The following is a 13627-nucleotide window of genomic DNA, read 5'->3' on the forward strand; positions in this document are numbered from 1 at the left end:
ACAGGTCCTCCGCGATCGACTTGTTGCGGCGCTGCAGCCAGTTGTAGGCGAGCACAGCCGGAACCGCGACGACCAGGCCGAGCGCGGTCATGATCAGCGCCTCACCGACCGGACCGGCGACCGCGTCGATCGACGCCTGACCAGCCGCGCCGATCTTGATCAGCGCGCGATAGATGCCGATCACGGTGCCGAACAGGCCGATGAACGGCGCGGTCGCGCCGACCGTGGCGAGGAACGCCAGGCCCGAGTTGAGCTGCGAGTTGATCGACGCCTCCGACCGGGCGAGCGAGCCGTGCAGCCAGTCGTGCGCCTCGACCGGATCGGTCAGCTTGGTGTGCTGCTCCTGCGCGGCGAGACCGTCGTCGACGATCTGCTTGTACGCGGAGTTCTTCTCCAGCTTGGCCGAGCCCTCGCGCAGGCTGTTCGACGACCAGAAGGTGGCGCCAACGCGCTTGCCCTGCGCGATCACCTTCTGCTGCTCGAACAGCTTGGTGAACAGGATGTAGAGCGAGACGAACAGCATCAGCACGAGGATCGCGAAGACGGTCTGCGAGATGAGGCCGCCTTCCTTGAGCGCCGGGATGAGGCCGTACGGGTTTTCCCCCTTGGCCGCCGCGGGCGCCGCCGCGAGGATGGTGGTCAGCATGATCGGTTTCTTCCCTTCAGATAGGCTTCAATGACGTTTGAACTTGGAGGTCGAGCGGGTGGCCGGGGGGCGAGCCCTCCGGCAGCCATCAATCTTCCGGCAACACCCAGCGGACCGGTAGCGTGTAGGTGGACGTGATCGCGTTGCCCGCCTCGTCCTTGGCCGGAGTGAAGCGCACCCGGCTCCGGGCGATCCGACAAGTCGTACTGTCCAGATCCGAGTTGCCGCTGCCCGTAGTGATGGAGCAGTCGCTCACGCGACCATCGGTGCCGATGGTGAGACGCGCCACCACACGGCCCTGAGCGCCGGCGCGCTGCGCCGCGGGCGGATAGGCGTCCGGCCCGAAATACTGGCCCGGATTGCCCTTCGCCTTGGCCGCCTGCGAGACGCGCGGCGGGGCCGGCGGCGCGGGCGGGGCCGGGGGCGCCGGGGGCGCGACCACCGGGGTCGGGATATAGACCGGCGGGGGCGTCTGCACCGTCGCGATCGGCGGCGGCGGCGTCGGAGTCCGCACGATCGGCGGCGGCGCCACGACCGGCGGCGGCGTCATCGGCTGATCCGGCGGCGGGGGTGGCGGCTCTTCGGGAGGCGGGGGTGGCGGTTCCTCGATCTCGATCACATTGAGATCTTCCGCGGCCTTCTTGACGTACTGGTACGCCAGGCCGGTCACAAAGGCATAACCGACAGCCGCGAGGATGATCGCCACGACGACGATCGCCACCATTCGGCTGCCAGTTGTGTCACGATCAGCGTAAGCCATTCAGCAACCAAACTCCTTAAACTGCCTGGGTCCGGAAAATGCGCCCTGCCGTAGCGTCGTACGGCCAGGCCCCTCCGGAGCGGATGAATCCGCATGCCTGCCCCAGTGTGATATCGTTGCCTTACAAACGACGCAAACGCTTTGTCGGGCGCAACAAACGAACAATCGCCTTGCTTTCGATTTAATTCTGTAATCGGGTACGCTGTTGGGGTAGCGGTCACGCCATGACGTCACGCCTTAAATCGCTGCCGCTCGTGCTGTTTGCATTGGGCGCGCAGGCTCTTCCGCAAGGTGCCTCAGCCCAGTCCGAAGTGTCAGCGGCGGCAAGCCTCCCCTATGCGGATCGTGCCGATCTGGTCCTCGCCAGCCCGGTGATCGTTGATGGCATGATCCGCTCCGCGGCGAGGATAAAAGGAGCCGAGGCGGTCGGCTTGGCGCCGGGGCTGGCGCGATTCTACGTCGAGACGGACGTGCTGGCGCTGCTGCGCAGCCCGGGCGCGCTGCCGCAACGGATCGGCTATCTGCTGGACGTCGCGCCGGATGCCTCCGGCCGCCTGCCCAAGCTGCGCAAGATGCGCGTGCTGGTGTTCGCGCGACAGGTTCCCGGCAGTGCGGGACAGTTGCAACTGGTGTCGCCGGCGGGACAGCAGGCCTGGTCGCCCGCTCTTGACGCCTCGGTCCGGGCAATCGCCGCCGAGGCGGTGAGCCGTGACGCGCCCCCGCAGGTGACCGGAGTAGGCAATGCCTTCCACGTCGCCGGCTCGCTTCCCGGCGAGGGCGAGACGCAGATCTTCCTTCAGACTGCGGACAATCGACCGGTTTCGCTTTCGGTGCTGCGGCGCCCGGGCGAGCAGCCGCGGTGGGCGGTAGCGCTGAGCGAGATCGTCGACGATGCCGCCGCCCCGCCCCGGCGCGAGACCCTGCTCTGGTATCGGCTCGCCTGCGCGCTGCCTCGCGAACTGCCGTCGCGCAGCACCGCGCAGATGGAAGGCAATGACGCGGACATCGCGCGGGAGGATTACCGCTTTGTGCTCGCGCGGCTGGGTGCCTGCGAGCGAACGCTTCCGCCGATTCAGTGACCGGCGGCTATTCGCCGCCGCCGGGCACCATTGCGGCCTCTTCATCAGCCTGCCGGCGCTCGGCGGCATAGAGGCGGTTCCATAGCTGGGTGCAGCCGGTCTGGCCGCCGGTGCCGACGGGCGAGCAGGTGTTGGGCAGACCGCCCGCCACGCGGCTGACCTGGTCCACGGTCGCGGCCCGATTTACCCAGCTGCCGCGATTGGCGGGCACCTCCGCCCGGTTCCGCATCTCCTTGGGAATACGGTATTGCTCGTCCGGTTCGATCCGGCTGCACACCACCACTTCCTCCGCGGTCGATTCGGGGCATTTCTGATCGCCGGTGATGGTCACGCTGCGCACCCGATCGGGCGAGCGGCCTTCCTCGGCCTGGGCGAGCGCGGTGGCTGGCGCGAGTGCCAGCGCGGCGGCAAGGAACGGGCGGAACATGGGGCGACCTCCTGTGTGCAGGATCAACGTCCTTGCAGGCGCTTCTATCCTCCGCGTTGCAGCGGATGTCGATGCGGCAACGGTTGCGGGGCACGGCGCTTCGGCTATGGCGGGCGGCGCATGATCCTGGTCATCGACAATTACGACAGCTTCACCTGGAACCTGGTCCATTATCTTATGGAGCTGGGCGTGGAAGTGCGGGTGGAGCGCAACGACGCGATCTCGGCGGGGCAGGCGCTCTCCAGCGGCGCCGAGGCGTTCCTGATCTCTCCCGGCCCCTGCACGCCCAATGAGGCCGGCGTCAGCCTGGACTTGGTCGCCGCCTGCGCCGATGCGGGCCGGCCGCTGCTGGGCGTGTGCCTGGGACACCAGGCGATCGGCCAGCATTTCGGGGGATCGGTGGTGCGCGGCGGGCTGATGCACGGCAAGACCTCTCCGGTGGAGCATGACGGCAGCGGCGTCTTCGCCGACCTCCCCTCCCCCTTCACCGCGACGCGCTATCACAGCCTGGTAGTCGAGGACGTGCCCGATGCGCTGCGGGTCAATGCCAGCGTGGACGGGCGGGTGATGGGACTGCGCCACGCGACCCTGCCGATCCACGGCGTGCAGTTCCACCCGGAGAGCATCGCCACCGAACATGGCCATGCCCTCCTCGCCAATTTCCTGCGACTGGCGGGGATCGAGGTTCGCAAACCCGCATGACCACCTTTGCGCTTCTTCCCGATCCCGCCACGCCCTTGTCGCGCGAGAGCGCGGCGCAGGCGTTTGCAGACATCCTCGACGGGCGCACCAGCGAGGCGGCAATCGCGGACTTCCTGATCCGCCTCTCCGGCCGCGGCGAGACCTCGATCGAGATCGCCGAGGCGGCGCGGGCGCTGCGCGAACGACTGATTCCCATTGAGGCGCCGGCTGGCGCGATCGATGTATGCGGCACCGGCGGCGACGGGCACCACACGCTCAACGTCTCCACCGCGGTTAGCCTGGTGGTCGCCGCCTGCGGCGTGCCGGTCGCCAAGCACGGCAACCGCGCCGCTTCCTCGAAGGCGGGCGCCGCCGACACGCTGGAGGCACTGGGCCTCGACATGGATCGCGCCGGCGCGCGGGCGGAGGAGACGCTGGCGGAGATCGGCATCTGCTTCCTGTTCGCCGCCAACCATCACCCCGCCATGCGGCGGATCACCCCGATCCGGCGGCAGATCGGGCGGCGGACGATCTTCAACCTGATGGGGCCGCTCGCCAATCCGGCGCGAGTGACACGCCAGCTGATCGGCATCGCCCGGCCCGATTATGCGCCGGTCTATGCCGAGGCGCTGGCGCAGCTGGGCAGCGAGGCGGCGTTGGTGGTGTCGGGCGAGGAAGGGCTGGACGAGGTGTCAGGCGCCGGGCCGACAGTGGTGGAGGCGATCGGCGACGCGCACCTGCCGCGGACGATCACGCCCGAGGACGCCGGCCTGCCGCGCCAGCCCATCGAGGCGATCCGCGGCGGCGACCCGGCGTACAATGCACTGGCGCTGCGCCGGCTGCTCCGTGGCGAGGCGGGCGCCTATCGTGATGCGGTGCTGCTCAACGCCGCGGTGGCGCTGACCTTGGCGGGCGAGACGCTGACCGGGGGCGTGGGGCGGGCGGCGGAGGCGATCGATTCGGGTGCCGCCGATGCGCTGCTCGACAAGTGGATCGCCTGGGGATGACGGTCCTCGACACCATCCTCGCCACCAAGCGCGCCGAGGTGGCGGATCGCTCCGCCTGCCGGACTATGGGCGATCTCGATGTGGCGGCACGGGCGCAGTCGGCTCCGCGGGGCTTTCGCGCGGCGCTCGACCGGGCGCCCGGCTTCGGGCTTGTTGCCGAGATCAAGAAGGCGTCACCGTCGAAGGGGCTGATCCGGGCCGACTTCGATCCCCCAGCGCACGCGCGCGCTTATGCCGCGGGCGGGGCGGCGTGCCTGTCGGTGCTGACCGATGCCGATTATTTCCAGGGGCATGAGGAGTATCTGGTCGCCGCGCGCGGCGCCTGTGATCTGCCGATACTGCGCAAGGACTTCACCGTCGATCCGTGGCAGGTCGCCGAGGCGCGCGCGATCGGGGCCGATGCGGTGCTGGTGATCATGGCGGCGCTCGACGATGGCGCCGCGGCCGAGATCGAGGCGGCGGCGATCGAGCGCGGCATGGACGTGCTGGTCGAGGTGCATGACGCGGACGAGCTGGAGCGGGCGCTGCGGCTCCGGTCCCGGCTGATCGGCGTCAACAACCGCGACCTGCGCGACTTCTCGGTCGATTTCGCGCGCACCTATGAACTGGTCGGCCGCGCGCCGGCGGGATGCACCTTCGTCGCGGAGAGCGGGCTCACCTCGCGCGCTGACCTCGACGCAATGGCCGAACACGGCGTGCGTTGCTTCCTGATCGGCGAATCGCTGATGCGGCAGGCGGATGTCGAGGCGGCGACGCGGGCGCTGCTCGGGTGAGCGGGCTCACCCACATCGACGCGGCGGGTGCGGCACGGATGGTGGACGTCGGCGGCAAGGCGAGCACGGTACGCGAGGCGGTCGCCACCGGTCAGATCGCGATGTCGAAAAAGGCGGCGCGCGCGATCGCCGAAGGCGCGGTCGCCAAGGGCGACGTGCTGGCGGTGGCGCGGGTCGCCGGAATCATGGCGGCGAAACGGACCAGTGACCTGGTCCCGCTCTGCCACCCCCTCCCCCTCACCCGCGCCTCGATCGAGCTGGAGGTGGACGCGGGAGGCGTCACCGCGACCGCCACTGTCTCCACCGCCGGGCAGACCGGGGTGGAGATGGAGGCGCTGACCGCCGTTTCGGTGGCGCTGCTCACGATCTACGACATGGCCAAAGCACTCGACAAAGCCATGACGATCGGCGGCGTCCGGCTGTTGCGTAAGACGGGCGGCAAGTCCGGCGACTGGTCGGCCGAGGCTGTCGCCGGTGAGTGATCTCAAGCTGTTCCGAATTTCGGACGCGGGTGCGGACGAGCTGACGCCCCAGGCCTTGCAGGTCGAACGTTCACTCCAGCGGACGTTCGAGGCAAGCCTGCCGACGCTGCTGGGCGTACGCTTTCTCGCCACCGAATACAGCACCGGCCCGGTTCATGGCGGGCGTATCGACACGCTGGGCATCGACGAGAACAACACACCCGTCATCATCGAGTATAAGCGCGCGCTCAACGAGAACGTGATCAACCAGGGGCTGTTCTATCTCGATTGGCTGCTGGATCATCGTCGCGAGTTTCAGTGGCTGGTGCTGGAGGTGCTGGGCAAGGAGATCGCGGATGCGGTAGACTGGACCGCACCGCGGCTGGTGTGCGTGGCGGGCGATTTCACGCGGTATGACAATCATGCGGTCAAGCAGATCAATCGCTCGATCGAGCTGATCCGCTATCGTCGATTCGGCGAGGACCTGCTGGCGATCGAACTGGTTCACGTGCCGCAAAGCAAGCGCGCGGTGGCCGCCGTCGCGGACCCGCTCCCCCAGCGCTCGGATGTCATCGCCGATCCGTATCTCACCCAGCGGATCGACTATCGCCTGCAGCAGGCCACGCCCGACCTGCGCGATCTGTGGGACAGCGTGGTCGCCACGATCATGGCATTCGGCGACGATGTGCAGCACAAGGAACTGAAGCTGTACCACGCCTTCAAGCGGCTGAAGAACTTCGTGTGTCTGGAACTCTACACCTCCAACAAGGTCGTGCTGGCCTCTCTGAAGTTGGACCCTGACACCGTTGCTCTGGAACCCGGCTTCACCCGTGACATGCGCGGGGTCGGCCATTTCGGGACCGGCGACCTTCAGGTCACGATCGCCTCGGCCGAGGACATCGCACGGGCGCACCATCTGCTTCAGCGCGCGTATGAGTCGAACTGACCTCCTCCCCGTTGCCGAGGCGCAGGCGCGGCTGGTTGCGGCGGCGCGGCCGGTGAGTGTGGAAACGGTGCCGTTGGGCGAGGCGCTCGGCCGCTGGGCAGCGGCACCAGCGGTGGCGCGGCGGACGCAGCCGGCTTCGGACCTGTCGGCAATGGACGGTTATGCGATCCGCTTCGCCGATTTGCCCGGCCCGTGGACTGTGATCGGGGAGAGCGCGGCGGGCCGGGCGTTCGAAGGCCTAGTCGGCGCGGGCGAGGCAGTGCGAATCTTCACCGGTGCGGCAATGCCGGCGGGCGCCAATTCGGTGCTGGTCCAGGAGGAAGCGGCGCGTGACGGCGCGCGGCTGACGCTCGCGGGCGAGGGCCCGCCGCACCTCGGGCGCAACGTGCGGCCCCGCGGTCTGGATTTCGATGAAGGCCAGCCCCTCATCGCCGCGGGCGAGCGGCTGACGCCGGCGCGGCTCGCGGTGGCGGCGACCGGCGGCGTGTATGAGGTGCCGGTCCGGCGCCGGGTACGGGTGGCGATCGCCTCCACCGGCGACGAACTGGTCGAGCCCGGTCCGGGGTTGCCGCCCGATCGCCTGCCCGAATCGAACCGGCTACTGCTGCGGTCGCTACTTGCCGACTTGCCGGTCGAGATCGTCGACCTCGGCATCCTGCCCGACCGGCTGGAGACCATCCGCGATGCCTTCGCCAGGGTGCGCTGCGACCTGCTGGTCACCACTGGCGGCGCCTCGGTGGGCGATCACGACCTCGTCCGCCCCGCGCTGGAGGCGGCGGGCGCGACGATCGACTTCTGGCGGATCGCGCTCCGCCCCGGCAAGCCGATGATGGCGGGGCGGCTGGGCGATGCGCAGGTGCTGGGGCTGCCGGGCAATCCCGTATCTGCCTTCGTGACCACCCTGCTGTTTGTGAAGCCGGTGATCGCGGCGCTGGCCGGCGCGGCCGATCCGCTGCCGCGCACCACCCGCGGCGTGCTGGGCGAGGACCTCGCCGCCAACGGCGCACGCACCGACTACCTGCGCGCCGAACTGCGCGACGGGCGCCTCCATGCCGCTGCGATCCAGGACAGTTCGATGCTGCTGACGCTGGCGCGAGCGAACTGCCTGATCGTGCGCGAGGCCCATGCCCCACCCGCGCGGGTGGGCGATGCGGCGGAGATCCTGATGATCGCTTGACGGCAGCACGAACGTTCCGTATTGGTTCGCCGTCTGTTCGCCAGGGAGCGCCCGCCATGCTGACGCGCAAGCAACACGAGCTCATCTGCTTCATCAACGATCGCTTGGGCGAGACCGGCGTGTCGCCTTCGTTCGAGGAGATGAAGGAAGCGCTGGAGCTCAAGTCCAAGTCCGGCGTCCACCGGCTGATCTCGGCGCTGGAGGAGCGCGGCTTCCTGCGACGCCTGCCCAATCGGGCGCGCGCGCTGGAAGTGATCCGCATGCCGGAGCGGACCGAGCCCAAGCGCCCTGCCGCGCCGCGTGCCCCTGCCCGCGCCATCCCTGAACCCGCCAATGACGTGGTCGAGGTGCCGCTGCACGGCCGGATCGCCGCCGGCGTGCCGATCGAGGCGATCGAGGGCACGTCGACCTTGTCGGTGCCCGCGGCGCTGCTCGGCTCGGGCGAACATTATGCGCTGGAGGTGTCGGGCGACTCGATGGTCGAGGCGGGCATCCTCGACGGCGATTACGCGCTGATCCGCCGCCAGGAGGTCGCGCGCGACGGCGAGATCGTGGTGGCGCTGGTCGACGAGGCCGAAGCGACGCTCAAATATTTCCGCCGCGAGGGCGCGATGATCCGCCTTGATCCCGCCAACCGCGCCTATGATCCCCAGCGCTACGCCCCGGCGCAGGTGCGGGTGCAGGGCAAGCTTACCGGACTGCTCCGTCGCTACGATTGACGCGGTCGGGTCTCGGGTCGGACCGGCGTTTCCGGTCGCGTGGCCACCGATTCCGGCGGAACTGGTCTTCCGCTTCTGCTGAGCGCGCAGCCGCCACACGCCAGGGATGCGTATCCTCGGATGACAGCACCGTCCGTACCGTTCCGATGCTGAGCGTGACGGCGACACCGCCGCTTCGGGCGAGCACCAGGCGGTCGAGGCGCAGCCAGCGAGGGCGGCAGCGCTTGGGTAAGCGGCGCTCGCTGACGACGATGTCGGCCTTTTCACAGGCGCGGACCAGTTCGCCGGCCGGGACCAGATAGGCCGAGCGGGTCGCGAGGATCGTCCACCGGCGGCCGCTTTCCTCGGGCATGACCATGCACAGATCGCGGCTGCACCGCGCCTCCGGGCGCTCGGCCAACCAGCCGGGCTCGCCATCGAGCCCGCCATTCTCCGCCAGCATGTCGCGGACATAGTCGCCTGCCCGGTCGCGGAGCAGCGCCATCGTGCCGCCGGTGCGGATCGCCAGGTGCCGGCCGTCACCGGTGACCAGCAGGTCGGGCGCGGGTGTCGCCAGCGCCCAGGTCGCCCCGACCAGGATCGGCAGCAATCCGGCGACCCGCCATCGTGTTCGCCACAAGGCCAGCCACAGCCCGCCCGCGACGATCAGCGCGAAGGCCCCGCCCGGCATCGCGGGCAGAGCGGTGACCGCACCGGGCGCGGTCGCCACCCGATGCGCCAGCCAGAGCAGCAGCGCGAGGCCGCGCTCCACCAGCCACCACACCGGCCAACCGAGGCCGATCGCATCGAGCGCCAACGCCAGCGCCTCCAGCGGCATGATCACGAAGGTCGTGAACGGGATCGCGACGATGTTGGCCAGCGCGCCGTACAACCCGGCCTTGTGGAAGTGATACACCGCCACCGGCATCAGCGCGGCTTCCACCACCAGGCCGGTGAGCAGCAGCGAGCCGCCGGCGCGGGCGAGGCGCGCCACCTGCCCCTCTTCCCGCCGCTCGAAGCAGCGCCGGACGAAGGGCGCCTCGTGTAGCGCGACGATCGCGGTGATCGCGGCGAAGGACAGCTGGAAGCTTGGCCCGACCAGCGATTCGGGCCAGAGCACCAGCACCACCAAGGCGCCCACCGCCACCAGCCGCAGCGTGATCGCCTCGCGCCCCGCCGCCATCGCGCCGAGCACCAGCAAGGCGGCGATGCACGAGCGCACCGTCGGCACCTCCGAGCCGGCCAACATGGTGTAACCGACCGCCGTCAGCGCGGCGGCGCCCGCCGCAACCAGCGGCAGTCTCAGGCGCAGTGCGAGCCAGGGGCTGAGTGCCAGCACGCGGAGCACCACCATCATGGTAATCCCCACCACCGCGGTAAGGTGCAACCCGCTGACCGAGAGCAGGTGCGCGAGGCCGGCACGACGCATCGCCTCGGCATCAGGCTCGCCGATCGCACCGGTGTCGCCGGTCACCAGCGCCGCTGCGATCCCGCCGGCGCTTCCCGGCGCCTGCGCCTGGATGTGCCGGGTCAGACGCGCGCGCGTCGCCTCGGCCTGGCCGGGCGCCAGCACCTCGACCGGCGCGAAGGCACGGCCGGTGGCACCGATGCCGGCGAACCAGGCGACGCGCGCGAAATCATAGGCGCCGGGCACGGCGGGGCCGGGCGGCGGCATCAGGCGGGCGCGCAGCCGCACCTGCGCGCCGCGGGCGAGGTCGGCCGGCGCGTCCGCCTCCGCGACATTGACGCGCACCACCGGCGGTACCGGCACCGGCGCCTCGATCACCCGCACCGTACGCAGCCGCAGCCGGACCAGTTCGCGCGCGGCCAGCCGGTCGATCCGCTCGACTTGCGCCTCGATCCGCACGATCGCGGGCCGCGCCAGCACCGGTGCCCGGACCTGCTCTGCCCGCCACCAGGCCAGCGCCACGCCGGCGGTGATCGCCAGCGCCCCGCTCGCGACCGCCACACCGGCCCGGCCGCCGCGCCAGCATGCCAGCGCCAGCGCCGCCATCGCGAGGGCAAGCGCCATGACGCTGAGCCACGCGCGCGCGCTATCCAGCCCGAACCACGTCGCCACTCCCGCCCCCAGGCAGACCGGCAGCCAGAGCACCAGCTGGTCGCGTTCCGCCTCCAGCAATCGTTCGACACCGGCACGCAGTCGCGCGGGCGTTTGTAGCCGCCCGTCGAAGATGCTAGCGCGCGCGGCAAGATCGGCCATCGGCCGCAGCCTGGGAGCAAGCGCGCGTGGGCGCAACCGACAACACCGCACCGACCATCGTCACCCGATTCGCCCCCTCCCCCACCGGATTCCTGCACATCGGCGGCGCGCGCACCGCCTTGTTCAACCTGCTGTTCGCGCGGCACCACGGTGGCCGTTTCCTGTTGCGTATCGAGGATACCGATCGCGCGCGCTCCACCCAGCCGGCGATCGACGCGATCCTTTCCGGCATGCGCTGGTTGGGGCTCGACTGGGACGGTGACGCGGTATTCCAGTTCGCGCGCGCCGATCGCCATGCCGAGGTGGCGCAGGCGATGGTCGAGTCGGGTCATGCCTATCGCTGCTACATGACCGCGGAGGAGATCGACGCGATGCGCGCCGAGGCGCAGGCGGCGAAGCAGCCGCTGCGCATCCGCTCGCCCTGGCGCGACCGCACCGACCATCCCGAGGGTCAGCCCTTCGTCGTGCGCCTCCGCGCACCGACCGAAGGCGCGACCACGATCCACGACCGGGTGCAGGGCGAGGTCACCGTCCAGAATGCCGAGCTGGACGATCTGGTCCTGCTCCGCTCCGATGGCACCCCCACCTACATGCTCGCGGTGGTGGTCGACGATCACGACATGGGGGTGACGCACGTCATTCGCGGCGACGACCATCTCAACAACGCCTTCCGCCAGCTACCGATCTACCGCGCGATGGAATGGCCCGAGCCGGTCTATGCCCACATCCCGCTGATCCACGGCAGCGATGGCGCCAAGCTCTCCAAGCGGCACGGCGCGGTCGGGATCGAGGCCTATCGCGACGAGCTCGGCATCCTGCCCGAGGCGCTCGACAACTACCTGCTCCGGCTCGGCTGGGGGCATGGCGATGCGGAGATCATCAGCCGCGCGCAGGCGATCGAATGGTTCGACATCGACGCGGTCGGCAAGGGCCCGTCGCGATTCGATCTCAAGAAGCTCGAGCATTTGAACGGTCACTACATCCGCGAGGCGGACGATTCGCGGCTCGCCGCGCTGGTGTCGGAGAAGCTCGGCCTCGACGCCGCAGACCCGCATCGCGCGCTGCTCGAAGCGGCCATGCCCGCGCTCAAGCCGCGGGCCGCCAACCTTAACGAACTGACCGAGGCCACCGCCTTCCTGTTCGCCACACGACCGCTGCCGATCGCGGTCGATGCGGCCCCGCTCCTCGCTGGCGAGGCGCCGCGGCTCCTCGCCCGGCTGCACGCCGCCCTTGACGCGGTGCAGCATTGGAATACGGAGAGTCTCGAAGACGCGGTACGGCAGGTTGCCGAGGCCGAGGGCGTCAAGCTCGGCCAGGTCGCCCAGCCGCTCCGTGCCGCCCTTACCGGACGCAGAACCTCGCCCGGCATCTTCGACGTCCTGGTGTTGTTGGGACGCGACGAAAGCCTGGCCCGGATCTCCGACCAGACCGCTCTACAGGAGAACGCATGACCGACACCGCCAAGCTGACGCTGCAGGGCAAGGAATTCGACTATCCGGTGCTGTCCGGCACTGTCGGACCCGACGTGGTCGACATCCGCAAACTCTACGGCCAGACCGACGCCTTCACCTACGATCCCGGCTTCACCTCCACCGCGAGCTGCCGGTCGGAACTGACCTATATCGATGGTGACAAGGGCGTGCTGCTTCACCGCGGCTATCCGATCGGCGAGCTGGCCGAACAGTCCAGCTTCATGGAAGTCGCCTATCTGCTGCTCAACGGCGAACTGCCCAAAGCCGACGAGTTGGGCACCTTCACCAACACCATCACCCGCCACACGATGGTGCACGAGCAGCTGGCGAACTTCTATCGCGGCTTCCGGCGCGATGCGCACCCGATGGCGATCATGTGCGGCGTGGTCGGCGCGCTCTCGGCCTTCTACCACGATTCGACCGACATCCACGATCCCGAGCAGCGCACCATCGCCAGCCACCGGCTGATCGCCAAGATGCCGACGATCGCGGCGATGGCCTACAAGTACAGCGTCGGGCAGCCGTTCCTCTATCCGGACAATTCGCTGTCCTACACGGGCAACTTCCTGCGCATGACCTTCGGCGTGCCGGCCGAACCCTATGTGGTGAACCCGGTGGTCGAGAAGGCGATGGACCGAATCTTCATCCTCCACGCCGATCACGAGCAGAATGCGTCCACCTCGACCGTGCGGCTTGCCGGCTCGTCCGGCGCCAACCCATTCGCGTGCATCGCGGCAGGCATCGCGTGCCTGTGGGGCCCGGCCCATGGCGGCGCCAACGAGGCGGCGCTCAACATGCTGCGCGAGATCGGCCGGCCCGAGCGCATCCCGGAATATATCGCCCGCGCCAAGGACAAGAACGATCCGTTCCGCCTGATGGGCTTCGGCCACCGCGTGTACAAGAACTACGATCCGCGCGCGACCGTGATGCAGAAGACCGTGCGCGAGGTGTTCGAGAGCCTCAAGGTCTCCGATCCCGTGTTCGAGACCGCGCTGCGCCTGGAGGAACTGGCGCTTTCCGACGATTATTTCGCGGAGAAGAAGCTGTTCCCGAACGTGGACTTCTACTCGGGAATCATCCTATCGGCGATCGGCTTCCCGACCAGCATGTTCACCGCCCTGTTCGCGCTCGCCCGCACCGTCGGCTGGGTGGCGCAGTGGAACGAGATGATCACCGATCCCGACCAGAAGATCGGCCGCCCGCGTCAGCTCTACACGGGGCCGACCGAGCGCAGCTACGTTCCCGCCGACAAGCGCTGACGCGCAGCGCTCCAGAGACC

General features: G+C 69.3%; 14 protein-coding genes. 10 read left to right on the forward strand and 4 right to left on the reverse strand.

Translation table 11 applies throughout. The annotated features are described in order from the left end of the window. The coding region (locus tag ACFDTH_RS01705) for a MotA/TolQ/ExbB proton channel family protein (RefSeq protein WP_375285771.1) at positions 1-646 on the reverse strand (646 nt) is incomplete at its 3' end. 88 nt (positions 647-734) lie between these two features. Then, the gene (locus ACFDTH_RS01710; protein ID WP_375285772.1) at positions 735-1406 is read right to left on the reverse strand and encodes an energy transducer TonB; all 672 of its coding nucleotides are present in this window, start codon (positions 1404-1406) and stop codon (positions 735-737) included. Between the two features lie 224 nt (positions 1407-1630). Here ACFDTH_RS01710 and ACFDTH_RS01715 point away from each other — a divergent pair, with 224 nt between their 5' ends. Continuing rightward, positions 1631-2485 (forward strand): hypothetical protein, encoded by an 855-nt coding sequence (locus ACFDTH_RS01715; protein WP_375285773.1) that lies wholly within the window; start codon positions 1631-1633, stop codon positions 2483-2485. Between the two features lie 7 nt (positions 2486-2492). On the opposite strand, the gene ACFDTH_RS01720 is transcribed toward ACFDTH_RS01715, so the two are convergent. Beyond that, complete coding sequence (locus tag ACFDTH_RS01720) at positions 2493-2912, reverse strand: hypothetical protein (RefSeq protein WP_375285774.1); 420 nt, start codon at positions 2910-2912, stop codon at positions 2493-2495. Positions 2913-3032: 120 nt separating this feature from the next. Here ACFDTH_RS01720 and ACFDTH_RS01725 point away from each other — a divergent pair, with 120 nt between their 5' ends. The 7 genes from ACFDTH_RS01725 to lexA are packed head-to-tail and all read left to right on the forward strand — an operon-like array spanning position 3033 to position 8676. Next, entirely contained in the window at positions 3033-3614 is a 582-nt protein-coding gene (locus tag ACFDTH_RS01725; protein ID WP_375285775.1) for an anthranilate synthase component II, read from the forward strand. Continuing rightward, entirely contained in the window at positions 3611-4600 is a 990-nt protein-coding gene (gene trpD, locus ACFDTH_RS01730) for an anthranilate phosphoribosyltransferase (RefSeq protein WP_375285776.1), read from the forward strand. Before ACFDTH_RS01725 ends, trpD begins: the two co-directional genes overlap by 4 nt. Then, complete coding sequence (gene trpC, locus ACFDTH_RS01735; protein WP_375285777.1) at positions 4597-5373, forward strand: indole-3-glycerol phosphate synthase TrpC; 777 nt, start codon at positions 4597-4599, stop codon at positions 5371-5373. Before trpD ends, trpC begins: the two co-directional genes overlap by 4 nt. Beyond that, positions 5370-5855 (forward strand): cyclic pyranopterin monophosphate synthase MoaC, encoded by a 486-nt coding sequence (gene moaC / locus ACFDTH_RS01740; RefSeq protein ID WP_375285778.1) that lies wholly within the window; start codon positions 5370-5372, stop codon positions 5853-5855. Before trpC ends, moaC begins: the two co-directional genes overlap by 4 nt. After that, positions 5848-6780, forward strand: a complete 933-nt coding sequence (locus ACFDTH_RS01745; protein ID WP_375285779.1) for a DUF5655 domain-containing protein — start codon at positions 5848-5850, stop codon at positions 6778-6780. The genes moaC and ACFDTH_RS01745 overlap by 8 nt, the downstream gene beginning before the upstream one ends. Continuing rightward, complete coding sequence (locus ACFDTH_RS01750) at positions 6767-7957, forward strand: molybdopterin molybdotransferase MoeA (RefSeq protein ID WP_375285780.1); 1191 nt, start codon at positions 6767-6769, stop codon at positions 7955-7957. The genes ACFDTH_RS01745 and ACFDTH_RS01750 overlap by 14 nt, the downstream gene beginning before the upstream one ends. A 56-nt stretch (positions 7958-8013) precedes the next feature. Continuing rightward, entirely contained in the window at positions 8014-8676 is a 663-nt protein-coding gene (lexA, locus tag ACFDTH_RS01755) for a transcriptional repressor LexA (protein ID WP_375285781.1), read from the forward strand. On the opposite strand, the gene ACFDTH_RS01760 is transcribed toward lexA, so the two are convergent. After that, complete coding sequence (locus tag ACFDTH_RS01760) at positions 8648-10876, reverse strand: ComEC/Rec2 family competence protein (protein WP_375285782.1); 2229 nt, start codon at positions 10874-10876, stop codon at positions 8648-8650. The two genes, lexA and ACFDTH_RS01760, sit on opposite strands and share 29 nt — an antisense overlap. A 26-nt stretch (positions 10877-10902) precedes the next feature. On the opposite strand from ACFDTH_RS01760, the gene gltX reads away from it, so the two are divergent. Next, on the forward strand, positions 10903-12327 hold the full coding sequence (gene gltX, locus ACFDTH_RS01765; RefSeq protein WP_375285783.1) for a glutamate--tRNA ligase: 1425 nt from the start codon (positions 10903-10905) through the stop codon (positions 12325-12327). Beyond that, entirely contained in the window at positions 12324-13607 is a 1284-nt protein-coding gene (locus ACFDTH_RS01770) for a citrate synthase (RefSeq protein WP_375285784.1), read from the forward strand. Before gltX ends, ACFDTH_RS01770 begins: the two co-directional genes overlap by 4 nt. Positions 13608-13627 lie beyond the last annotated feature (20 nt).

The sequence above is a fragment of the Sphingomonas sp. genome (genome assembly GCF_042096255.1).
Taxonomy (GTDB): Bacteria; Pseudomonadota; Alphaproteobacteria; order Sphingomonadales; family Sphingomonadaceae; genus Sphingomonas.